The 24,598-nt window shown below is 36.6% G+C and carries 23 protein-coding genes; 15 read left to right on the top strand and 8 right to left on the bottom strand.

Features of this window, described 5'->3' with window-relative positions:
- Positions 1-65: 65 nt before the first annotated feature.
- From MHI40_RS01720 to nadD, 5 genes are all read left to right on the top strand, one after another.
- A complete protein-coding gene (locus tag MHI40_RS01720; RefSeq protein WP_340761271.1) occupies positions 66-800 on the top strand; it encodes a YqcI/YcgG family protein in 735 nt (244 codons plus the stop codon).
- Positions 801-1,029: 229 nt separating this feature from the next.
- Positions 1,030-1,830: an NUDIX hydrolase gene (locus MHI40_RS01725; RefSeq protein WP_340764349.1), complete on the top strand. Its 801-nt coding sequence runs from the start codon at positions 1,030-1,032 to the stop codon at positions 1,828-1,830.
- 69 nt (positions 1,831-1,899) lie between these two features.
- Positions 1,900-2,448 carry a cysteine hydrolase family protein gene (locus MHI40_RS01730; protein WP_340764350.1) on the top strand — a complete coding sequence of 183 codons (549 nt, stop codon included), beginning with the start codon at positions 1,900-1,902 and terminating at the stop codon, positions 2,446-2,448.
- A gap of 51 nt (positions 2,449-2,499) precedes the next feature.
- Entirely contained in the window at positions 2,500-3,960 is a 1,461-nt protein-coding gene (locus tag MHI40_RS01735; protein ID WP_340761272.1) for a nicotinate phosphoribosyltransferase, read from the top strand.
- Positions 3,961-4,012: 52 nt separating this feature from the next.
- A complete protein-coding gene (gene nadD, locus MHI40_RS01740; protein WP_340761273.1) occupies positions 4,013-4,660 on the top strand; it encodes a nicotinate (nicotinamide) nucleotide adenylyltransferase in 648 nt (215 codons plus the stop codon).
- A gap of 95 nt (positions 4,661-4,755) precedes the next feature.
- Here the strand turns inward: nadD and MHI40_RS01745 are convergent, their stop codons facing one another.
- Entirely contained in the window at positions 4,756-5,631 is an 876-nt protein-coding gene (locus MHI40_RS01745; RefSeq protein WP_340761274.1) for a LysR family transcriptional regulator, read from the bottom strand.
- 114 nt (positions 5,632-5,745) lie between these two features.
- On the opposite strand from MHI40_RS01745, the gene MHI40_RS01750 reads away from it, so the two are divergent.
- Both MHI40_RS01750 and MHI40_RS01755 read left to right on the top strand, forming a co-directional pair.
- Positions 5,746-6,417, top strand: coding sequence for a YczE/YyaS/YitT family protein (locus MHI40_RS01750; RefSeq protein ID WP_093536252.1), 672 nt, complete (start codon positions 5,746-5,748; stop codon positions 6,415-6,417).
- A 243-nt stretch (positions 6,418-6,660) separates the two neighbouring features.
- Positions 6,661-8,343: a methyl-accepting chemotaxis protein gene (locus tag MHI40_RS01755; protein WP_340761275.1), complete on the top strand. Its 1,683-nt coding sequence runs from the start codon at positions 6,661-6,663 to the stop codon at positions 8,341-8,343.
- A gap of 61 nt (positions 8,344-8,404) precedes the next feature.
- Here the strand turns inward: MHI40_RS01755 and MHI40_RS01760 are convergent, their stop codons facing one another.
- From MHI40_RS01760 to MHI40_RS01770, 3 genes are all read right to left on the bottom strand, one after another.
- A complete protein-coding gene (locus tag MHI40_RS01760; protein ID WP_175496217.1) occupies positions 8,405-8,581 on the bottom strand; it encodes a hypothetical protein in 177 nt (58 codons plus the stop codon).
- Between the two features lie 90 nt (positions 8,582-8,671).
- Positions 8,672-10,282, bottom strand: a complete 1,611-nt coding sequence (locus MHI40_RS01765) for a glycoside hydrolase family 43 protein (RefSeq protein WP_093536250.1) — start codon at positions 10,280-10,282, stop codon at positions 8,672-8,674.
- Positions 10,283-10,480: 198 nt separating this feature from the next.
- Positions 10,481-11,671, bottom strand: coding sequence for an ROK family protein (locus MHI40_RS01770; RefSeq protein ID WP_340761276.1), 1,191 nt, complete (start codon positions 11,669-11,671; stop codon positions 10,481-10,483).
- Positions 11,672-11,839: 168 nt separating this feature from the next.
- Here MHI40_RS01770 and MHI40_RS01775 point away from each other — a divergent pair, with 168 nt between their 5' ends.
- The 3 genes from MHI40_RS01775 (at position 11,840) to MHI40_RS01785 (ending at position 15,076) form a co-directional block, all read left to right on the top strand.
- A complete protein-coding gene (locus tag MHI40_RS01775) occupies positions 11,840-13,132 on the top strand; it encodes an extracellular solute-binding protein (RefSeq protein ID WP_340761277.1) in 1,293 nt (430 codons plus the stop codon).
- Positions 13,133-13,362: 230 nt separating this feature from the next.
- Entirely contained in the window at positions 13,363-14,241 is an 879-nt protein-coding gene (locus tag MHI40_RS01780; protein ID WP_093536244.1) for a carbohydrate ABC transporter permease, read from the top strand.
- 13 nt (positions 14,242-14,254) lie between these two features.
- Entirely contained in the window at positions 14,255-15,076 is an 822-nt protein-coding gene (locus MHI40_RS01785; protein ID WP_340761278.1) for a carbohydrate ABC transporter permease, read from the top strand.
- Between the two features lie 68 nt (positions 15,077-15,144).
- On the opposite strand, the gene MHI40_RS01790 is transcribed toward MHI40_RS01785, so the two are convergent.
- Positions 15,145-15,783, bottom strand: a complete 639-nt coding sequence (locus tag MHI40_RS01790) for a YesL family protein (RefSeq protein WP_340761279.1) — start codon at positions 15,781-15,783, stop codon at positions 15,145-15,147.
- 178 nt (positions 15,784-15,961) lie between these two features.
- On the opposite strand from MHI40_RS01790, the gene xylA reads away from it, so the two are divergent.
- The 5 genes from xylA (at position 15,962) to MHI40_RS01815 (ending at position 21,987) form a co-directional block, all read left to right on the top strand.
- The gene (gene xylA, locus MHI40_RS01795) at positions 15,962-17,284 is read left to right on the top strand and encodes a xylose isomerase (RefSeq protein ID WP_093536238.1); all 1,323 of its coding nucleotides are present in this window, start codon (positions 15,962-15,964) and stop codon (positions 17,282-17,284) included.
- A gap of 29 nt (positions 17,285-17,313) precedes the next feature.
- The gene (gene xylB, locus MHI40_RS01800) at positions 17,314-18,813 is read left to right on the top strand and encodes a xylulokinase (RefSeq protein WP_340761280.1); all 1,500 of its coding nucleotides are present in this window, start codon (positions 17,314-17,316) and stop codon (positions 18,811-18,813) included.
- Positions 18,814-18,877: 64 nt separating this feature from the next.
- Positions 18,878-19,861, top strand: a complete 984-nt coding sequence (locus MHI40_RS01805) for an aldo/keto reductase (protein ID WP_340761281.1) — start codon at positions 18,878-18,880, stop codon at positions 19,859-19,861.
- A gap of 49 nt (positions 19,862-19,910) precedes the next feature.
- The gene (locus MHI40_RS01810) at positions 19,911-20,903 is read left to right on the top strand and encodes a Gfo/Idh/MocA family protein (RefSeq protein ID WP_340761282.1); all 993 of its coding nucleotides are present in this window, start codon (positions 19,911-19,913) and stop codon (positions 20,901-20,903) included.
- Between the two features lie 31 nt (positions 20,904-20,934).
- A complete protein-coding gene (locus MHI40_RS01815) occupies positions 20,935-21,987 on the top strand; it encodes an aldose epimerase family protein (protein WP_445678319.1) in 1,053 nt (350 codons plus the stop codon).
- Between the two features lie 51 nt (positions 21,988-22,038).
- Here the strand turns inward: MHI40_RS01815 and MHI40_RS01820 are convergent, their stop codons facing one another.
- The 3 genes from MHI40_RS01820 to MHI40_RS01830 all read right to left on the bottom strand — a co-directional run bounded on the left by MHI40_RS01820 (position 22,039) and on the right by MHI40_RS01830 (position 24,556).
- On the bottom strand, positions 22,039-22,851 hold the full coding sequence (locus MHI40_RS01820; RefSeq protein ID WP_340761285.1) for an aldo/keto reductase: 813 nt from the start codon (positions 22,849-22,851) through the stop codon (positions 22,039-22,041).
- A 69-nt stretch (positions 22,852-22,920) separates the two neighbouring features.
- The gene (locus tag MHI40_RS01825; RefSeq protein WP_093536226.1) at positions 22,921-23,796 is read right to left on the bottom strand and encodes a radical SAM/SPASM domain-containing protein; all 876 of its coding nucleotides are present in this window, start codon (positions 23,794-23,796) and stop codon (positions 22,921-22,923) included.
- A gap of 118 nt (positions 23,797-23,914) precedes the next feature.
- Positions 23,915-24,556 carry a hypothetical protein gene (locus MHI40_RS01830; RefSeq protein ID WP_340764352.1) on the bottom strand — a complete coding sequence of 214 codons (642 nt, stop codon included), beginning with the start codon at positions 24,554-24,556 and terminating at the stop codon, positions 23,915-23,917.
- Positions 24,557-24,598 lie beyond the last annotated feature (42 nt).

A 24,598-nucleotide genomic window follows, 5' to 3' on the forward strand; every position in this document is an offset into this window, starting at 1 on the left:
GGAATTTAAGATTGGGTAAAGACAAGACTAAGAGATGTATGAATAATGATTGTGGAGGCGATTGTATGATTACAAAGGAACAGGCATTATTGACAAAAGAAGATTTTCATACTAGAACCGACTTACCAAATTGGCTGTATAAGGAATATGAAACTTTCCACAACACAGTAACGGATAAGACGTTTCCTTGTTTTTTTGGAATGAGTGGAGAATTGAAAGGCGAGCTTCGTTATGCATATATTAGCCAAGAAGACTGGAGTAATCTACCTTCTGCAGTGGAAGGCTTTCTAGATCTGTTTAAATTACCAAATTACAAAAGACATGGTCTCTTTGTATTTGTAGAGCCTTTTGAGCAAGAGGGTTCTCTCGAGGATTATCGTAAGCAATTTTGGGATATCCTTCAATACTTACATGAAATGGATGAAGTTGAATGGCCAGAAGACAGTCCACGCGACCCTGATCATCATTTATGGGATTTTCGATTCAATGGAGAGCCAATCTTCGTGTTTGGAAATGCTCCTGCATATAAGAAGAGAAAGACACGTCACTTAGGGAATGCAATGGTTCTTGGATTTCAGCCTCGCAAAATCTTCGAAGGACTAGAAGGAACTGAAAAGGGTGGTATTATGTCGCGTGAAAAGGTTCGTAAACGAGTAGAGGTTTGGGACCAACTTCCTAAGCATCCAGATATCGGCCACTTCGGAGATCCAACACATAATGAATGGAAGCAATCCTTTATTGGGGATGATATTGAACCCATTCAAGGAAAGTGTCCTTTCCATCATAAATTAGAAGCTTAATATTAAGTCCCATCTGAAATTTCCTTGAAGATGTGGGTGTTAAATAGACCAATTTAAAATGGTGGTCAATAAATACTCCGTCACACAAAAGGAAATTTCTTTTTATTTTGTCTTTTTCATGACATATGCCTTGCAAAAATAAATGTTATAGCGTAAAATACAATTAACAAATAACAAACTGTTAATTAAAATAAAGAGCGAGTACTATAATAGAAAGGCAGGTACTATGATGGGGAAATATAAGTCGGAAGAAGAAATGTTAGAGAATTACGATGCAAATAAATATAAAACACCCGACGGATATACAAGTGATATTGCCGTATTTACCATCATTTCAACTGAGGTAGAAAAGCATAAACCACCTGTAAAAGAATTGAAGTTGATGTTGATACAACGAGCAGCGAAGGATGCAGAGGGCGAGCCAAATGTAGAAGGTAGTAAATGGGCATTGCCAGGTGGTTTTGTTCAGCCAGATGAAACAGCATTTGAAGCAGCTTCGAGAGAACTTGAAGAGGAGACAGGGGTAACCAATCTCAAGATGAAACACTTTGGCACTTACGATAAACCTGGACGTGACAAACGTGCTTGGATTATCTCCAACGCGCATTATGCGATTGTACCAGGAAACCAGTTAGTCAAACGCAAAGCAGCTGATGATGCTTCGGATGTACAGCTATTCAACTTAGAAGAAATCAGTCAGTTAGAGCTCGCTTTCGACCACCAACAAATAATTTCAGATGCCATTTGGATTATAAAGAAAGATATGGCTCTTACTACATTAGCAAAAAACTTTTTACCGAAAGAATTCGTATTGTCGGAATTACAAGGCGTACTATTAACCGTATTGGATGATTCCTGGATTAAACTTGATTCACAGTTTTTTAGAAAAGCACCATCCTTGCCATTCATTGAAAAAGTAATGGATGAAGGGGAGTTAAAAAAATCTAATAGATGGTCTAAAAACAAAGCACAATTATATAGATTTACCGATTTCGAGCCTTTTGTTTCAATCTATAATGCAAATTATTAATTTTTTTCTATTTATTAATTAACAATTTAACAATTGATGATTTATTTAATATAAAGGAGCGGATGAATGATGAACAAAGCATTGTTGAATATTGATTACACGGTAGATTTTGTGGCGGACAATGGAGCATTAACATGTGGTAAACCAGGACAGGATATCGAGGGAGCCATTTTACATGTAACGGAAGAATTTATAGCTGCTGGCGACTTGGTCGTTTTTGCGATTGATACTCATCAAAAGGATGACCAGTACCACCCTGAATCTAAGCTGTTTCCCCCTCACAATATAGAGGGAACGGAAGGAAGAGATTTGTTTGGAAAACTCAAAGATGTATATGAAAATAATAAGAATAATGAACAAGTCTATTGGATGAACAAAACTAGGTATTCGGCGTTTGCCGGTACAGACCTAGAGTTAAAGCTAAGAGAAAGACAAATTACAGAAGTTCACTTAGTCGGTGTATGTACCGATATTTGCGTACTTCATACAGCAGTGGACGCGTATAACAAGGGCTTTAAAGTAGTCGTTTATAAGGATGCTGTCGCGAGCTTCAACCAACTAGGTCATGAATGGGCTCTAGGTCATTTCCAAAACAGCATAGGTGCAGAAGTCCGATAAAACCATCTATAAACTAGTAAGTGGGTATTAAAATGAGACGGAGGGGTACGCATGAAAACAAATTACAAAGATGATGGGTTTGCGTTACACACAGATCTTTACCAAATCAATATGGCAGAAACATACTGGGAAGATAATATACACAACCGTAAAGCTGTTTTTGAAGTATATTTTCGAAAGTTACCATTCGGTAATGGGTATGCAGTATATGCCGGGTTAGAAAGAATTGTTGAATATATTTCTAACTTTCAATTCACAAAGAGTGATATAGAATATCTTCAAAATGAACTAGGTTACGAAGAAGACTTTTTAGCATATCTTCAAACGCTGAGATTCACTGGAACAATTCGTTCGATGAAAGAAGGAGAATTGGTCTTCCATAACGAACCTATGTTACGTATTGAAGCTCCTTTAGCGGAAGGACAATTGATAGAGACGGCTATACTGAATATCGTCAATTATCAAACGTTAATAGCGACAAAAGCTTCTAGAATGAAACAAGTAATTGGTGATCAAACCGCTATGGAATTTGGTACGAGGCGCGCACAAGAGATGGATGCAGCTATTTGGGGAACAAGAGCAGCTTTTATCGGGGGATTTGAAGCAACTAGTAATGTGCGAGCTGGGAAATTATTTGGTATACCTGTATCTGGTACGCACGCCCATTCTATGGTTCAAGCGTATCGTGACGAGTATACCGCATTTCATAAGTATGCGAAAAGACATAAAGATTGTACTTTCTTAGTAGATACGTATGACACCTTAAAGTCTGGCGTTCCTACCGCTATCAAAGTAGCAAAAGAGCTAGGCGATAAGATTAACTTTAAAGCCATTCGCTTGGACAGTGGTGATTTAGCTTATCTATCCAAAGAAGCGAGAAAGATGCTAGACCAAGCTGGTTTCAAACAGACGAAAATTGTTGCATCTAATGATTTGGATGAATATACTATTTCTCAATTAAAACATCAAGGAGCTAAAATTGATGCTTGGGGAATCGGCACTAAGCTAATTACTGCTTATGACCAAGCGGCATTAGGAGCAGTTTACAAATTGGTATCTATTGAAGATGATCATGGAAATATGGTAGATACCATTAAGATTTCTGGAAACCCAGAGAAGGTTACTACACCTGGACTTAAAAAAGTCTACCGTATTATTAACCTGACGAGTAATAAGTCAGAAGGTGATTACATCGCAATGGATGATGAAAAACCAGAACAACAAGAAAAGTTGAAAATGTTCCATCCGGTTCATAAGTATATCAGTAAGTTCGTAACGAATTACGAGGCTAAAGAACTTCATCATGACATATTTGTGGATGGTAAACAGGTATACGAATTACCAGGAATATTAGAAATCCAACAAGATGTGAAAGAAAACTTGTTGTTCCTATGGGATGAATATAAAAGACTTCTGAATCCCGAAGAATACCCCGTTGACTTAAGTCAAAAATGTTGGGATAACAAAATGGTTAATATTCAACAGGTGAAAGAAAAAGTAGAGGCACGCTAAATAAAATATGTTAAGACAGTTTAACTACTATTGAATATGTGGAGGTAATCTAATGGCTAAGATAGGAATTTATGGTTCGTCTTTTGATCCCATTACCAATGTCCATCTTTTTACAGCAAGTACAATAGCAAATCGTTGCAAGTTAGATAAGGTCATCTTTTTACCTTGCTCCAACAAAAGAAAAGATAAAACGATGAATACAGAAGACGAACATCGCTGGAATATGCTAGAAATGGCGATTAAATCGGATGAAAAATTCACTTTAGATAATTTTGAAATGAAGCAAGATGCCTGGAAAATCTCCACCTATGACACAATGAAGCACTTAAAGACAGTATACCCAGAGGATGATTTATATTTCATTATGGGAGCAGACTTATTAGTGGATATCGGAGATGGTAAGTGGGGAAGTGCAGATAAACTAGTGAGTGAAAATAAATTTATTGTCATGGCTAGAGATGGTATTGATATGCTGAAAGCGATAAGTGGTTCTCCTTTGCTGCGAAATAACGACGATGGGAGCACTTTCCACTTAATCGATAAGGGTATTGCCATGGAAATTAGCTCTACTTATATTCGTGATGAATTTGCAATTGGGGGAGAAGCAAAATACCTCTTGCCTACAAGTTGCTATAAGTACATTAAAGAAAATGAATTATATGGATGGAAAAATTCGTCAAAGGAAATTGGATCAAAATAAATTATAAAATTTATGCTGATCTTAATAGTTAGCTTGTATAAAAAAGTAGGCTCGGAAAAGTATTTCCGGGTCTATTTTTCTTTACCAATGTATTTTTAATCTACTATATCCCAAAATTGAGCGGCCACTTTTGAGGTAGGTGCATTTTTTAGTTTTAAGATGATAGGTTCCACACTATGGTTAAACTGTTTCAATTCGAAAAGGGTGAGATTTTCTAGAAAGGTAGATGCATAATCCATATTTGGAATAATCGATACTCCTAAATCTTTACTAACAAGTGAGGCTACCATAGCAATATCTTTACACTCAATTATAATATTTGGTACTACATGATGTTCTTCAAACGCTCTATGTATTTCTCCATGAAAAGAATGTCCTTCTATTGCACCCAACATGATAAAAGGTAATTTAGCAATCTGATTAAATGTTATATGTGAATCTAAAAATGATGTCGACCAGTTAGTTGGGACAATTACAACATAAGGTTGTTTTTTTAATACTTTTATCTCATATTGTTCACTGGTGCTCAGACGTAAAAGAAATGCCAAGTCTATTTCTCTTTGTTCGAGTCGTTTTAATAATTCATCGGAGTTACCGTTAACAATACTAATTTTAACGTTAGGAGATTGTGTTCTAAATGTTCTTACGTAATCAATCATCATATTCGAGCATGCGGAAGAAACACCGATACGGATCGTTCCGGCTTTTCCTTGTTCTACTTCTTGAATTCGTCGCTCAACATCCTGTCTTTGCATTAGTGTTTGCTCCGCATATTGATACAATATTTCTCCTGTTTCAGTCAGTTCCCATTTTTTTCGATATCGATGGATTAAAGTTGTGCCAAGGTCATTTTCTAGTTTCTTTAAAAGTTGACTGAGTGGTGGCTGTGCTATATGTAGGGCTTCTGCAGCTTTAGAAATACTGGAATGCTTTACGATTTCTCTAAAGTAATGTAATTGTCGAATATCCATCCGTACACCTCATTATATGTATTTTCATATGAATAGTTTACCATATATATATTTTTAGTATCTTGAATTGGATGATATGATGGATAGGAGATTAAAAAAGGAAGCGAATTACTTATGAATCATAAGAATGTTACGATGAAGCGCCTTACTTTATATATAGGTGGCTTATTTTTTTTGACACTTGGTGTTAGTTTATCAATTCAAGCAGGACTTGGTGTATCACCTGTTTCTTCTCTGGCATATGCACTTGTCTTAACGTCAGGCTTATCAATCGGTATTACCACAGTCCTTGCAAATATATTATTTATACTTGTTCAAATCATTTTAAGCAAACGTATGGATATAAAAGATTTAATGCTTCAATTAATTATTTCGGTTGTATTTGGTTTCTTTATGGATGCTACATTATTCCTCGTGCAATTATTGCCTACACCTGAATCTATAGTATTGCGTTGTGTATATTTGATTATTAGTTTATTTGTCGTATCAGCAGGATTAATCGGATATTTCACCGCAAAACTCCCTCTAATGCCCTACGATGCGTTAACGTATGTTATTAGCGAACAGTTTAAAATCAAGTTTAGTAAAGCAAAGATTACGGGTGATTTAATAAATGTTTTTGTCGCAGCTATAATGGGTTTAGTTTTTATACAGTCCTTTGGAGCAATTGGTATCGGTACTATAGTTGCCGCTTATTTTATCGGAAAAATATTGGGGTGGATGATATCACGCTTTCAAGAACCTCTGCAACAGTGGGTAAGTCAAAATGAAAAAGTAATTCTCTAATTGAAAATTTGAAAAAACGGGCATCATCAGAATAGGTGTCTGTTTTTTGTATTCAATTATTTATTGTTTGAAAAGAAAAGTGATATATTGCTCAAATATATATTAGAGTTAATAAGTTATTATGACTCATATATTAGTACTTTATTTCTAAAAATAATAAAATTTCTATTGACCTAGTTCCTTGGAAGTAATAAAGTTATTTTAGTGAGTCTTTTTATTTATTTTGGAAGGGGAATAAACTAGGTGAAAGTATCTATAAAGAAGAAAATGTGGACAGGATTTGGATCTGTTCTTATTCTATTAATTGTTGTTGGGTTAATAAGCTTATACTCAGTAAATCGGATAAGTGGGGAATATAAATCATTAATAGAGGATCGAGTGGAACCAATACTATTACTCGATGAACTTACTGGTTTTCAAAAGGATATGACAACGGTAAGTCTAGCTTTAGCCTTGGGTGATACTAAAGTAGAAGGTTTAACGGATCAATTCGACAAAGGATTCCAAGAAACTGCTAGCAGAATTAATGACATGAAATTAGCGGCGGATGGCCAAGTCCTGCTAGACAGAATAATAGAATTAGAGAATCATTATGCCTCATTAAACAAAGCTATTACTAGAGATGCAATACCTAGCGATGACGCAGAGATTGCAAAGCTTGATAGCAAAAGTGTAGTAGAAGAGTTAATGGCTGCTATTGCAGACATGAAAGAATATATGATGGAATCAGTAGAAAAAACAACCATAGAACTTGAAGAGTTAGCAAAACTAACCCTTACTTTGATACTAGCTCTAATAGTAGTAGCAATTGTGGTAGGAGTTATTATTTCCTCTGTCATAAGTCAAGGTATAGCTAGACCGGTTAGTAAAATGACAGCTTCGATGAAAGAAATTTCAGAAGGAAACTTACAAATTGATCACGTCATCATTAAAAATAATGATGAAATTGGTATATTAGCTAGTACGTTCAACAAGATGTTAGAAGACCTAAAAGGAATGGTTACACGAATGAGAGATTCATCTGTAGAACTTGCATCGAGTGCTGAGCAACTTTCAGCAAGCTCAGAAGAGAGCCTTGCATCTTCTCAAATGGTAGCAACAGCTGCTGAACAACAAATGATGGGTAGCGAACAACAACTACGCATCGTAGATAAAAACAATGATTCACTGTCAGATATGAGTCACATTGTTGACCGAATTTCTGTGAGCAATGATGAAATGGAACATGCTGCAAATACAGTTATAGAATTGGTTGCAGATGGATCAGAGGTAGTTTCCAAAGTATCTGATCAAATGAATACCATTGATGCAACTATTAAAGAGTCATCTGATATTATTAAAGAAATGGAACAGCACTCGAATGAAATACAGAAAGTTACTGCATTAATCACCGAAATTTCAGAGCAAACTAATTTACTTGCGCTAAATGCAGCGATTGAAGCAGCTAGAGCTGGGGAATACGGTAAGGGCTTTGCAGTAGTTGCTGAGGAAGTGAGAAAACTTGCGGAGCAATCCAAAAATTCAGCCTCGGAAATTGAATCAATGGTTGGTGTTATACAATTGGCAGCGGGAAAAGCAGTTAAATCGATTGATATAGGTGGAGAAAAAGTAAAAGAAGGACTAAATGCATCCAATCAATCTCGTCAAGTTTTTGTAGAAATTGAAACTGCGGTTGGAGTAGTGGGATCCAAGATTGAATCTGTCTCAACTGCGATAAAAGAAATACAAACTGTGTCTGAAGCAGTGACAGTAGCTTCAAAAGAAATACAACTCCTAGCACAACAAACTGCTGACGGTGCAAATGATACGAGCGCTGCAACAGAAGAACAACTGGCTGCAAACCAAGAGATTTCTTCTAGTGCACAATCATTAGCAAACTTAGCAGAAATATTACAAAATGAAGTAAGTCATTTTAAAATAAATTAAAGTATATATAGTGAAAAAAGGGACACAACTAAACGTTGTGTCCCTTTTTGGCATCCTTCAATTAGTAAGATCTATCCCTCTCACTCATATCACGTCGATTTGGAGACATTGAACCTTGCTTTGGTGTTAAATAACCAAGTTCAGCCAACTCTAGAGAAATCTCTTCTTTCTTACTAGTTGCAGGTCGTCTCGCCATAGAACCTCTTTTATTAGCCCCTAGATGAGTACCATTTCTCATAAGAAAACCCCTCTCGACGTTTTTTGATGCCTACTTAATATGGTTTGAAATACAGGGAAAATACAATTTTTACGATAAGAATAAATATAGTTATTCTGATTCTTTATATATAAAGTAATCAAAATCAGCAGGGATACTTTGACCAGAAGTATCCTGACATTGCATGCCGACGAATGCCCCCGTGAAGAAACCACCGCCTTGAATATAATCATCTGATAATTTATGTGATGCGAGTTTAATAGGAATTAGTGTCCAATTTTCACCATCAAATGAATAGGAATATTCATAAATAGATGTTTGGACATCTACTCTAAGATAAACATATTCCTGCTCAGCTGGAATTACAATTTCATTTCCTTTAAGTGGTTGGTCGAAGGTGAAGTTATCACATGTGCTTAACTCAAGAATTTTTCCTTTTTCCTCATGCCAGGAAATCTGAAGTGCCGTCCAGTTTTCGGTATTATAATAGTTGACCAGGCCAGCAGATTGCTGAAATGTATTTGGATTAAAAGCTACTTTTGTTTCTGCAGTAAAGTTGAAATGCTGCCAACGTCTTGCTATAAATGCTTGAGTAAATTTAGAAGTAAGAGATTCTTTCCCATATAGTCGTAAATGACCAGGCTTGTCTTTTAGCGAAACAATCTGTTCACCAAGAGGTATACGCAATGATTGGAAATGATTGTTTAATCGTTCTTCATTAAAATCATCCTTCTCTTCAAACTCCTTTTCCCAAACAACTTCCTCCATAGAAGGTCCTTCGATTTCAAGTGATGGGCCATTCCCGTTTACAACATATGGCCAGTCATTTTCCCATTCGACTCTTTGGATAGCAGTCTCTCGTCCAAGTGGACAATATCCTCGTGGATCCAATAACGCTTGGTTGTCTTTAGGTAGTGGACGACCAGTTAAATGAACTAAAAACCATTCATTTGTATGTGTTTGGACGATAGAAGCATGACCTGCCTTTTGTAAAGGGTTTCTCGGATAGGGAAAAGACGTGATTAACGGATTATCCGGATGTACCTCGTAAGGACCCTCTAAGTTTCTGGAGCGTGCAATAGTAGCAGCGTGGTCGTATTTTGTGCCACCTTCAGCAGTTAGCAAATAGTAATAGTCATTTATTTTATATAGATGAGGAGCTTCCACTAATTTAATATCTGTACCTTTAAAGATAATAGTAGAGTCCCCAACTAATTTCTGCTGTTCCACATCATATTCCTGAAGTGCAATACCATAAAAATTATGATGGTGGAGACGATGATCCCACTTCATATTCACTAAATACTTCTTACCCGATTCATCATGATACAAGGATGGGTCAAAACCAGAGCTGTTTAAATAGATAGGCTCTGACCATTCCCCATCAATGGTATCGCAGGTTACTAGGTAATTATGACAATCCTTCCACTGCCCCTCAGTAACCTTTACATCGGTGAATATTAACCAAAACTGTCCATCACTGTAGGACAAGGCAGGTGCCCAAACCCCACCTGAGTTAGGATTTCCCATCATGTTCAATTGACTAATACGATTAAGTGGGCGAGAAACTAACCGCCAGTTTTTTAAATCCTTGGAATGATAAATACCAACACCGGGGAACCATTCAAAAGTGGAAACGGCAATATAATAGTCTTCCCCAACTCTGCAAATACTCGGATCGGGGTTAAAGCCAGGTAATATTGGATTTCGTATAATCGTCAATTGTCATCATCCTTTGCATCTAGTTTTTCCCCATTTTAAGTTATATAGTTGCTAACAATACAAGCTAAATAATAGATTTCACAGTATTATTAATGCTCCTAATAATTCCTAAAATAGAATTTTTTTCAATATGTTAATACATATAACACTAGATTAAATAAAATGGCAAGTTATAATTTTTAGGTAATTTCCTATATTCTATTCCATTGCAGTATCTTGCTGTATACTGACGGACAAAAAGTTTTCGATGGGAAAAGCAGCAACACCTAATGCTGTAGACCTTGTTGATAATTCGGAAAAATCGATTTGAAGATCATTTTGTTGGAACCAAAGAGCTTGATTTGAAATTCTTTTGTTTAACGAATCCTTTAACCATTTTTCAGAGTAAGCTAATCTATTACCGATAATAACTTGTTGCGGATTAAATATATTTATGATGTTATTAATCCCGATGCCTAAATAGTCTCCAGTTTGTTCAAATAACGCAATGATTTCATCATTTCCACTCTCTGCGAGTGTCACAAGACCTTCTAAATCTTGCATATCCGAAGGGATATCTAGCTTTTCAGCCTGTCTAACAAGCGCTTGCTCTGACGCATATAACTCCCAACAACCTTCGTTTCCACAGCGACATTTAGCGCCTCCTGCTTGTATCGTCATATGACCTAGTTCTCCAGAAAATCCATTAGAACCTTTATAAAGAGAGTCATTAAGTATCAATCCAACACCAATACCAATACCTGCACTCACGTAAATAACATTTTCAAAATCTTTTCCTGCACCAAAGTTTTTTTCGCCATATGCACCAGCATTAGCTTCGTTTTCTATAATTATTGGAATATTATACCTTTCTTCCAGAACTTCTTTTAGGTTTATATTTCTCCAGTTTAGGTTCGGTGCTAACAGAATATTATCATCCTTATCGACAATACCGGGTACTCCAACACCAATTCCTATTACACCATGTGGAGATTCAGGAGTGGACTTCAGAAGATATTCTATTGTCTCAAATAACTTAATCTCAATCTCTTCATAATTTAAATTTTTAAATGTTATTTGCTTCTCAGTGTGAATATTTCCGTTAAGGTCTGTTAGTACTCCGAGTAAATAGTTTACGCCTAGATCTATTCCAATGGAGTAGCCAGCTTTTTCATTGAACAGCAACATAACTGGTCTTCTTCCTCCACTAGATTCACCCGGTCCAGATTCATAGATGAGATGTTCCTCTAGTAAATCATTTACTAAAGAGGAGACAGTTCCTTTGTTTAATCCGACTTGGCTTGCAACTGAAGCTCGGGAGATAGGGGAGTTGTATTTTATTTTATCGAGAACTAATGATTTATTGCCTTTTTTTACAACATGGTGATTCCATGTTTGATGGGTACTCATTTTCATCCTTCTTCAGCTCTTTCTCTCTTTTTCATCATTCTAACATATAAAACATGAATAAAAAAACTTTGTTCATCCACTAGACTAACTTAGTTTTGTTTGCTACAATGAAAACGCATACAATATTCAGAATATTGTTGTAAAATAATTGGGGTGGGGGAAATAAGAATGAAAATCAACAAGATGATTAAAATTCTACTATTTGCTTCTGTATTTTTTTTATTGGCAGGGTGTTCAGATTCAGGTGACTCGTCATCAAGTTCAAGCGGTGACAAAGAAATTAAGTTTATGCATTTATGGCCAGAAGGAAGCTCCAAACAGCATTATGATGTTGTAAATGAAATTATTGCTGATTACGAAAAAGAACATGATGGAGTTAAAGTAGATTTGGAAGTGTTGAGTAATGAACAATATAAAGACAAACTAAGAGTTTTATCAACATCTAAAGAACTTCCAGATGTAGGTATGACTTGGGCAGCAGGGTTTTTAGAGCCTTATGTTGGTGGTAACATGTTCGCTCCATTAGACGATGTTATTGAAGAAGAACTTAGTGATAGCTTTGTATCAGGAACTGCAGAAGCTTATGCACTAGATGGTAAGACATACGGTTTACCATTAGAGCTTAACATTGTGACACTTTACTATAATAAAGCAATGTTTGATGAACAAGGTTTAGAAGCACCAAAGACTTTTGAAGAATTAGAAAGTGTTGTAAAAGCTTTTAAAGAAGATGGAATTGATCCGATCGCTTTAGGAAACAAAGATGCTTGGACGGGATCACTTTGGTATATGTATTTAGCAGACCGTTTGGGTGGAGCGGATGTTCTAAATAAGGCAATCGATCGCTCAGGAACATTTGAAGACCCTGCATTAGTAGAGGCAGCGCAAAAGGTTCAAGACCTTGTTGATATGGGTGCTTTTGTAAACGGATTTAATGGACTAGCAGATGAAGAAGCAAAGAGTATGTTCATGAGTGAGCAAGTGCCGATGTATTTAATCGCAACTTGGGATTTACCGAACTACACAACAAACGAAACTGTACCACAGGAATTTAGAGATTCTGTAGAATACTTAAAATTCCCAACGGTTGATGGAAACGGCGATATGAATAGCTTTGTTGGAGGTCCTGGAGTTGGACTATTCGTAGCAGAGAATTCTAAAGTAAAAGAAGAAGCGAAAGATTTTGCTGCATACTTTGTGAAACAGTGGGGTGAAAAAGCGGTTACTCAAGCCGGCGTAATACCTGCTACTAAAGTGGATGCTGATTCTTTAGATCTTCCAGAAATGTATATTGATATTTTAAATGAATTAAATGAAGCAAGTAATATTACGTTATTTGCTGACGTTCAAATGAGTCCAGATGTCGCACAAGTGCACTTAGATTCGATTCAGGCTCTTTTTGGAAAAGAAATGACTCCAGAAGAATTTGCAAAAGCGCATGAGGAAGCTCTTTCAAAATAGAAATGAACGAGTCAATTTCATAATTAATTTATTATAAAGTAGACTTCGTTGATTGAAGCGGTGCCCACGTAAAGCATCCGCCTGGAGCGAAAATCAACTTTGTTCGAATTTTACTGTTATTAGCTTCTTTATGAAATTGGCTTAAATAGAAGGAATGTAATGAAAAACAGAGGGTTATCCTGCCTAGTTGGATAGCCCTTCTCTACCTGGTAAGGAAGGAGTTGAATGTTATGAACAAGGTAATGTCTAACAAACTACTAATAGCATTATATATTTCACCTGCGCTGTTACTAGTTCTAGTATTAGTATTCATACCACTAATTCTATCAGGCTATTATGGCTTAATGGAGTGGGATGGAATAGGAGATAAAACATTCATTGGATTAGAGAATTATATAAATGGGCTTCAGGATATGAAGTTTTGGAGTAGTGCCTATCATTCGTTTTTACTGGCTATATTCTCGACACTGAGCTTAGGTATTTATTTGGTAATATCCTTTATATTAGCATCCAAGATAAAAGGATCAGATCTACTGAGAAAGATATACTTAATACCGATGTTACTGTCATCCGTTGCGATTGCACAGCTATGGATTAAAGTGTATAACCCGTCGAATGGTATTTTAAATGTATTTCTGAAACAAATAGGAGTGGAAAATCCTCCTGCTTGGTTAGCGGATCCATCCTTAGTTTTATTTGCAATTTTCATTCCAATTTTGTGGCAATATGCGGGCTTTTATATTTTGATTTACTATGCTGCATTAAAGAATATTCCAGAGTCATTAATCGAAGCTGCAAGAATCGATGGTGCTTCTGCATTCCAAATTGCTACGAAGATTAAGTTGCCTTTGATCAAGGAAGTCGTAAGTGTAACTGTCGTATTAGCAATAGTTGGGTCGTTAAAATACTTTGATCTAATCTATGTGATGACTTCTGGTGGACCGAATGGTGCAAGTGAAGTAATGGCGTCTTATATGTATAAGTTAGCCTTTTCAAGCTATAACTTTGGGTACGGAAGTGCGATTGGGTTCCTTCTATTAATCATTACATTAATCGTAACTTTTATCGTTCGTAAACTAACTACACCCAAAGAGAGAATAGAATATTAAAGGAGGTTTGTATATGAAGCGCGTAGGCTACTTTTTTCTATATTTTAGTCTATTGGTTGTAGCATTGTTTCAAATCGTCCCGCTATTATGGTTATTCATCTTCTCCTTAAAAGACAATAGAGAAATTTTTGCGGGTTCACCGTTCGCATTGCCTTCGGAGTTTAGATGGGAAAACTATTTAAAAGTATGGGATGGCGGTATAGGTATTTACTTTTTTAATAGTGTTTGGATTACCACGCTAGCGATCGTATTAACCGTTCTTTTCGCAAGTATGGCTACTTTTGCAATTACGCGCATGAGATGGAAACTAAGTGGGGCCGTTCTTAGCCTGTTCATCATTGGGCTTATGATTCCTATTCATTCGGCATTGATTCCACTGTACAGTATGTTTTTAAGTGTGAATTTAATCGATAATCCGCTCGGAGTAGTTATTACATATACAGCCTATAATTTACCCATAACGATGATGATTTTGCTTGGATTCTATTACACGCTACCAAAAGAAATTGAGGAAGCTGCTGTTATCGATGGTTGTTCCGTCAATCGAATGTTTTTCCAAGTTATTCTTCCGATGACAACACCAGTAATGGCTACCACTGTAGTGATTAATATGATTTATAACTGGAATGAGTTTGTGTTTGTTAATACGTTTATCAGCTCTGAGAAATATAAAACATTAACAGTTGGCATCCAAAATTTCATTGGTCAATATATGACCGATTGGGGTGCAATAGGGGCAACTCTAATCATTAGCGTTCTACCAATTATTATTGCTTTCATTTTCTTTAGCAACAAAGTAGTGGAAGGTATCTCTGCAAGTGCGGTAAAAGGCTAAGAAGACTGGGGCAAGTGGAAAGTTAGGCCATGGAGTTAGACAATAAAAATAGCTTCCACAATGGGAAGCTATAATTCACTGCTCACTTTTAAGGCTTCTTGCTTGTCGCTCACTTTCTGAAATGCATGTAGGCTAAACCTCATCGATATAAAAGCGTAGACACTTCCGCCAAATATAATTCCAATGGCTGGAAGTAGGCTTATTAAGTAAAAGAATGGCAACAGGCATAGGAAGATTAATAGAGTTGTAATTGGATTAATAAGCATAATGAAAAAGGAATTTTTTATAATCGGTCCTAATTTTAAATTAAAGTGGACGAAGGACGGAAACAAATAAAACAGGAACATGATGAATAATAACATAAAAGCAAATAATGGTAAGTATGTCCAAGTTAACAAATCACTATTAGTATATTGTATGTAAATAATATCTAATCCAATAATGACTATAATGAGCGTAACAAGGACTCCTAACAAATTACTTTTCATGAATTCCTCTTTAAAATGTTTCCAAAAGGTACTAAACAATGGTATTTCTGTTTCACCTTTCAACCATTCTCTCACTATGGCGAACATTGAAGTAGTAGAGGGGAAAAATCCGAAGATTACTCCACCCAGCAATGTAAAGAAGACCCATAGCAAATTTAAATAGGCAAGTCTTGTAATCCATTCAAGTGCATTATATATAAAACTACTTATTGCATTCATGAAGAACCATCCTTTGTTTTCAATTTATTTGAAAGAATTGGAGAATTATTAATAGCATACACTTTTTAATTATGATAATACAACTTTGTTCGGTTAATTAACAAACAAATTAAACAGTTGAATCTCATGCAAAAGCCATTGGCCAATTTGTAGAGATAAAATTCAGGAGGTCAAAATAATGGTGTATTTCCAAAATGTCGAGAAAATTAAATTTGAAGGTGCAGCTTCCAAAAATCCTTATGCGTTTAAATTTTATAATCCACAAGAAAAAATTGGCGGTAAAACGATGGAAGAGATTTTGAGATATGCCGTTTCATATTGGCATACGTTTACGATGGATGGATCAGATCCTTTCGGCGCAGGGAGTATGAACCGACCTTGGGATAAATTTAGTGGATTGGATCTAGCAAAAGCAAGAGTAGAGGCCTCATTTGAATTTTATGAAAAGATGGATGTCCCGTTCTTCTGTTTCCATGATATTGATATTGCTCCAGAGGGAAGCAACCTTAAAGAAAGTAATCAAAACTTAGATGTAATTGTTAGCATGATAAAAGATTATATGAAAAATAGTAAAGCTAAATTACTTTGGAATACGGCGAATAACTTTACGCATCCACGCTTTGTGCACGGGGCAGCAACTTCAAGTAATGCAGATGTTTTTGCCTACTCGGCGGCTAAAGTAAAAAAAGGTTTAGAAATTGGTAAAGAGCTTGGTGCTCTAAACTATGTATTCTGGGGTGGACGTGAAGGTTACGACACTTTACTAAATACAAATATGAAACTAGAATTGGATAACTTATCTCGTTTCTATCATATGGCTGTAGATTATGCGAAAGAAATTGGTTTCGAAGCACAGTTCTTAATCGAGCCAAAACCAAAAGAGCCTTCCACACACCAATATGATTATGATGTTGCAACAGCTCATGCATTTTTACAAAGTTATGGCCTGGAAAATTCATTTAAATTTAATATCGAAGCAAACCACGCTACACTTGCTGGTCATACGTTTGAACACGAACTGCATTATGCGAGGATTAATAATATGTTAGGATCCGTAGATGCAAACCAAGGTAATCCACTTCTTGGCTGGGATACAGATGAATTCCCAACAGATTTATGGACTACAACTCTTGCGATGTACGAGATTTTACAAAATGGTGGATTAGGCAAAGGTGGTTTAAACTTTGACGCGAAGGTTAGAAGAGCATCATTTGAACCAGAGGACCTGTTCCACGCACATATTGCTGGAATGGATGCTTTTGCCGTAGGTTTACGAGTTGCACAAAACTTGATTGATGATAAAGTGCTTGAAAATGTGGTGGACGATCGCTACAAGACGTACAAAGAAGGTATTGGATTAGATATTGTAGAAGGTAATACTGATTTCCATAAGCTAGAAGCGTATGCCTTTGGACTTCAAGATATTAAACAGACTTCTGGCCGTTTGGAGCAGATCAAGGCGACGATTAATCAGTACTTATTGCAGTCATTCAACAAATAATTGGAATGCATTTGGTAGGAGCTGAAGTGATGAAATATGTTATTGGGGTAGATTTAGGAACTAGCGCTGTGAAGATATTGCTAGTCGATACTAGTGGGGAAGTCATTCAAAGTGTATCGAAACCCTATCCTTTAATACAGGAAAAAACGGGTTATAGCGAACAAAATCCCGAGCACTGGGTGGAACAAACAATAGTAGGTTTAAAAGAGTTATTAAAGGATTTTCCAAGCGATATAGCGAATATTGAAGGGATGAGTTTTTCGGGACAAATGCACGGCCTTGTTCTGTTAGATGAACAAAATGAGGTATTACGTCCTGCAATTCTTTGGAATGATACACGCACTACAGCTCAGTGTCAGCAAATCTATAATGTAATTGGTGAAGATAAACTGCTTCAAATAACAAAAAACCCTGCTTTGGAAGGTTTTACGTTACCCAAGATATTATGGGTGAAAGAACATGAGCCGCAAGTATTTGAGCAGGTAAAGACTTTTGTACTCCCAAAGGATTATTTACGGTACAGATTAACAGGTCAGCTTCATATAGATTATTCGGATGCTGCGGGAACTCTTTTATTAGATGTTGGTAGAAAAGAATGGAGCACAACTATATGTGCTTTATTGGATATCAACCCAAGTATTTGTCCGCCATTGTTAGATTCCGATGACGAAGTTGGTACTATTTCTTTAGATATTGCACAAGCAACTGGTCTATCAGCTACAACTCGAGTGTTTGCAGGTGGTGCGGATAATGCTTGTGGTGCAATTGGCTCTGGAATTTTAGAGGATGGAAAAACGCTTTGTAGCATAGGGACATCGGGTGTTGTATTATCTTATGAGGCAACCCCAGATAAGAATTTTAATGGGAAGGTTCATTATTTTAATCACGGGGTCTCGGATGCTTTTTATACAATGGGTGTAACGCTTTCTGCGGGTCATAGCTTGACGTGGTTTAAAGAGGTTTTCGCAAGTGAAGAATCTTTCCAACAATTATTGTCTGAGGTAAATACTGTTCCGGTAGGTTCAAATGGATTGTTGTTTACCCCTTATTTAGTTGGAGAAAGAACACCTCATGCAGATGCAATAATTCGTGCTAGTTTCATAGGAATAGATAGTTCGCATCAGCGCAAGGATTTTGTTCGTTCTGTTTTAGAAGGAATAACATTCTCTTTACATGAATCTATTGAAATCTTTCGGAAAAACGGGAAGTTGATAGATACTATTGTATCAATTGGTGGTGGAGCTCAAAATGATGATTGGCTTCAAATGCAAGCAGATATTTTCGATGCGAAAATTGTCCGACTAACTAGCGAACAGGGACCAGGAATGGGAGCAGCGATGCTAGCAGCTTATGGCTGTGGATGGTTTAATTCATTAAAAGATTGTGCAGCTAACTTTTTAAATGAAGATAAACAGTTTAATCCTATTCCCGTAAATGTGGAAAAATATAAAAAGTTATTTCTTATTTATCAACAGGTTTATGGTCAAACAAAAGTTCTAAATAAAGGACTTTTGGAATTCCGCAAGTAAGTGTTATAACGAGTCTCAACTACATAGTTGAGGCTCTTATTTACAAAGGGAGAGGAGTGGCGAAATGAATTATCGTCAAATTGGTAGCACAGATTTAAAGGTAAGTGAACTTAGCTTCGGAACTTGGGCAATAGGTGGAGCATGGGGAAAAACAAATGACGAGGAGTCTTTAAAAGCATTAGATTATGCAATTGGCAACGGGGTTAACTTTTTTGATACAGCCGATGTATATGGGGATGGTCATAGTGAGGAGCTTTTGGCCAAAGCAACGAAAGGAAAACATGGAGAGATTCATATAGCTACGAAATTTTGCAGAGCGGGTGATGTTTATGATCCTAAAACATATTCCATGGAAAGTGTTACAAAGTACTGTGATGATAGCTTAAGACGTCTTGGTAGAGATCAAATTGATTTGTTGCAAATTCATTGTCCACCTCTAGAAATTTTAAAAGATGGTCAAGTATTTGAAGTGCTGGATCTCTTAAAGAAACAAGGTAAAATTCGCTATTATGGTGTTAGTGTGGAGACGGTTGAAGAAGGGCTACTATGCTTAGAACAACCAAATGTTGATAGCCTACAAGTAATATTCAACATTTTCCGCCAAAAACCATTGGATCAATTATTTCCAAAGGCTAAGGAAAAGGGTGTCGGAATCCTTGCGCGTGTTCCGCTTGCAAGTGGACTACTAACTGGAAAATTTAATATAGGTACTAAATTTGAATCGGATGACCATCGTAACTTTAACCAAGACGGAGCTGCATTTAATGTGGGTGAAACTTTTGCAGGATTAGGGTTAGAAAAGGGTGTGGAGTTAGCGGGTAAACTAGAATGGATTGCGGAAGGTAGAGAAAATATGACTCGAGCTGCATTAAAGTGGATACTGGAGCATGAAGAAATTTCATGTGTCATACCTGGTTTTAAAACAGTTGCTCAAGTAAAGGATAACCTACAGGCAGTTAATGTTAGTGCTTATACAGGAGAGGAAATGCAAAAATTAGCAAAGTTTTATATGCAAGAAGTCCATAGTGAAATTAAAGGAGTTTACTAGTATTACTTTTGTTAATAATTTGAGTCTGAAGGTAAAGGGAGATGACTGAATGGAGAACATTAGATGGGGAGTATTAAGTACGGCAAATATTGCGCAGCAACAACTAATACCGGCAATTGGACGAGCAGATAATGCGGAGTTAATAGCTATCTCGAGTAGGGGAAGTCAAGTGCATCCATTAGCTTCTAAGCTAGGTATCCCTAAAGCTTATGAAAGCTATGAAGAACTTCTCAACGATTCCGATATTGAAGCTGTTTACATCCCGCTTCCTAATCATTTACATAAGGAATGGGTATTTAAAGCAGCTAAGCAAGGTAAGCATATACTATGCGAAAAGCCAGTAGCTTTAACAGCCCAAGAAGCAGAAGAAATGGTGGAAGTATGTCGAGAGAGCAATGTAAAGTTTATGGAAGCCTTCATGTACCAGCTACATCCACAGCATCAGCGCGTAAAAGAAATAATAGCATCGGGTGAAATTGGGGACATAAAGCTTATAAAATCGAGTCACTCCTTTCACTTACAATCCCGTGTAGATAAATTTAGAATGGACAAAGCAAAGGGGGGAGGCTCTCTTTATGATGTGGGTTGTTATAGCATTCATGCGATTCGTTATTTGTTAGATGCCGAACCAGTTTCTGTGCAATGCTTTGCGGAACTTGACCCTGAAACAGGTATAGATTTGAGCACCTTTGGATATTTGAACATGGGCGGTGGAGTACGTGCCATATTTGACTGCAGTTTTGATATGACTGGAAGAAATGAATATGAAGTAATAGGTACAAAAGGAACGATCAAAGTGCCTTTTGCCTTTCGACCAGATAATAACGGTGGAGTAGGGAAGGTAATAACACAAGTGGCAGACATAGTGCGTGAAGAGAATATATACGGAGATCTATACCGGCTAGAAGTGGAGCACTTTTCGGAAGTGATACAAATGAATAGTAATCCAGAAATTACAGGAGTTTCTACTATTAATAATATGCGAGTGATAGAAGCGTGTTATCATTCTATACAAACCGGAGAACTTATAGAGATGAAGTAATAATAAGAAAGGATTGGGTTGCTAAGTGTCAGTGCAAGAAAAGCTATTTGGGTATATAAATGGACTACCGGTTACTTTATTTACAGTTAGAAATAATAATGGTTTTGAAGTATCCTGTATGAATTATGGATGTGTAATTACAAAAGTTTTAGCTTCTGATAGAACAGGACAATATGAAAATGTTGTTCTCGGATATGATACGTTAGAGGAATACGATCATAATCCAAAGTACTTAGGAGCAGTTGTAGGTCGAGTTGCTGGTCGCATCCGTGGAGACTCTTTTTGTATAGGAGAGGATATCTACAGTCTCCAAAAAAACGATAAAAATAATCATATACATGGAGGTCTCAATGGATTTAGTCATACAATATGGAATGCTACTGTGCTGGAAGGAGACCAAGATACTACAATTGAGTTTACCTATTTAAGCGCAGATGGGGAAGAAGGATACCCTGGTAATCTAGAAATGAAAGTAAATTACACCATTTTACACGAGGAAGACACGCTATTAATTACATACACTGGTATTTCTGATAAAGACACATTAGTAAATGTAACGAATCACTCATATTTTAATCTTAGTGGGAATTTGAAAAGGGATGTATTAGGCCATGCACTAACGATGGGTAGTCCTTTGTATTTAGAGTTAAATGAGGAGTTTCTTCCAACCGGAAATATAATACCGGTTGAGAACTCTGTATTTGATTTTAGAGAAGGCCGTAAAATAATGGATGGAGTGGCCTCTGTTCATCCACAAAATGTATTAGTCGGAAACGGTTACGACCATCCATTTTTATTTACTGAAAACGAACTTAATGCAATGTTATTAACAGAAGCAGAAAGTGGTCGTAAACTAGTAGTAGAAACTACAGAGTCTGCAGTCGTTTTCTATACAGGAAATAACATGGGCAATACGGAAACTATGAGAGGCGAAGAGCTAAGAGATTATTTAGGTTTATGCCTGGAAACGCAAGGGCCACCTGATTCAATTCATCATCCTCATTTCCTTTCGTCTATTCTACGAGCAGGGGATGAGTACAAGACTACAACAATTTATTCTTTCGGAGTTATAGCAGAAGAATAATACATGAAAAAAGCCGAGAGAAGTTTAAGACACTTCTTCCGGCTTTTTTTATTAGAATTGAATTTCGTCTGGGTCAGGACCCATACGAACATTTGTAGCTAGTTTAGCAATTGCGTCCATATCTTCAGACGATAATTTGAAGTCAAAGACATTAAAGTTTTCTTGAATACGACTAGGAGTAATCGATTTTGGTAAAGCAACTCGTCCTAATTGTAAGTGCCAACGAAGCACAATTTGTGATGGAGACTTCCCATATTTTTCAGCCAACTGGTGGAATAAATCAAAATCTAAGAATTTCCCTTGCATAAGGGGACTCCAAGCTTCTACATGAATACCTTTGTCGGATAAATAATTCACAAAGTTCTGCTGTGGTAATTGGGGGTGTAGCTCGATTTGATTGATCATAGGCGTCATCAATCCAGCTGCCTCTAATTTCTCCAAGTGATGTTCTTTGAAGTTAGACACACCAATTGACTTTATTTTTCCTTCATTGTAGAGCTCAACCAGCGCACGCCAAGCTTCTACAATACCGTCAACTGGCCAATGGATTAAGCATAGATCTAGATAGTCCGTGTTTAAACGGTTAAGGGACTCTTGAAATGCTTCTTTTGTACGGCCTGCACGAACGTCATCGTTCCAAATTTTTGAAGTTAGGAAGATATCTTCACGAGCAACACCAGAAGCAGCAATTCCTTTTGCCACTCCTTCTTCGTTACCGTAAGTAGCTGCAGTATCAATATGACGATAGCCGACGCGAAGAGCCTCTTCTACAGCAGCTGGAGCTTCTGTTTCGTTATCAACTTGCCAAACACCAAAACCAATTTGAGGGATTTTCAATCCATTACTAAGTGTTAGAAATTCCATGTATATATCTCTCCTCTCTAAAAATATAATATTACCATTCGGATTCCTTTGTATCCAACAATAAGTGCATCAAACACCAAATCTCTGTCTATATCCACACTTTCTGCACATTTCTTCAACTGCTTCTCTTCTAGTAAATCCATCATACAAATTATTTGCTCGTTCACTCTCAATAATATCAGAGAAAGAATTGTTATGAATATTACCTAAGTCAATCACACCTTCACCATCTAGACAGCATGGTACAACGGTTCCATCTACAAGAATAGCCGCTTGGTTTCGAAGAGCGTGGCAGAATCCTTTTCCATCATCCTCCGGTGCAAGTAAACTTGGCCATTGAAACTCATGATCCTGGTTCAAATATATATTATGTGCAATTTTGATGCCTTTGCCGGGTTGAACTTTTTCTTCAATTTTATAGTCTAAGTTATATTCTTTCTCAAGTATTTCCAACGTTTCGCGATTTCTACGTTGTGCAATTTCTGAAACCTGTTCTCTCTGTAAGTTCCATAATCGGAAGGAAATAATGATATTATGTTCCTTGGCTTCTCGAACAAAATCTAGAATATCACCTAAATATTTTTCTCGATTTTCGGATCCCTCATGACCATCGAAACTATGTAAAGAGAAATTGATTTGACGAAGTGCTGGTTTACCTAATAGTTTATGTCGATTTTTATTGATAAGCGTACCATTGGTTGTAATATTAACTCTAAATCCCTTGGCATGGCTAGCTTCTAATAACTGATCGACTCTTGGATGTAAAAGTGGCTCTCCTTTAACATGAAGGTAAATATATTTTGTATGTGGTCGTATCTGATCTAATGTTTTATTAAATGCATCTAGTTTAAGGATATTCTTTGCTCTACTTGTCGGTGGACAGAAACTACAAGCAAGATTACAAACACTCGTAATTTCAATATACATTTTTTTGAAGGTTTTCAAGGTATGTTCTCCATTTCATTTCTGTTTACTTTCATTTTATCAGAATATCCCCTTTTGTTAATGTCTTTAAGCATAATAAAAACCCTCAAATGGCAACTTGACCATTTAAGGGTAAAAATCATAAATCTATAATTTCATCGTATCCGACCATTCTATCCATATGACTAGCAATCATAGCTATAATAGTACTGGCTTCGTCCTTCTTAAAAGTGAAGGTGCTTTCGTCCTCAAGGACGTCATCGTCTGTCCAAAGCCTATTTACTCTTCGAAGAACACCATCGCCATTAGCGTTATCTACCCCGAACTGATAGGTAACTTCAACGTTATCTTCAATTAGAAAAGCGGTAACCTCAGGAGTTTCCCATTCTACATCGATTTCCTCAATAGTAATTTCATCATCCTCGTCATCACTATCATCATCCAAATAAACTAACTCACTATCACTATCGTGTGTAAGAAACTCGTGAAAGCTTTCATGAACAGCTTCTATAATATCCGTAATATCGTGCAATATAATTCTGGTAGGTTGAAGAAGTTCGACATCGAAGCTTTCTACATAGAACTCTTCGTTATATGGATCAAACAGAATGGTACAAAAATAATCTCGATCATCATCTTCAGTACTAACAAAAAATTCAATTCTTGGATGCTTAGAAGCACGATTAATATTCATATGCCCAATTTGGTCATACTCCTCACAAATCGAATTTAAGTGATCCTGTAGCTCCTCTGTTACTCTGTCAAACCATTCTGTAGTAATAGTCATTACCGCCCTTCTTCTTTTATTCCTATTTATCTTGTC

The organism is Psychrobacillus sp. FSL H8-0510 (assembly GCF_038008345.1).
Lineage (GTDB): Bacteria > Bacillota > Bacilli > Bacillales_A > Planococcaceae > Psychrobacillus > Psychrobacillus psychrotolerans.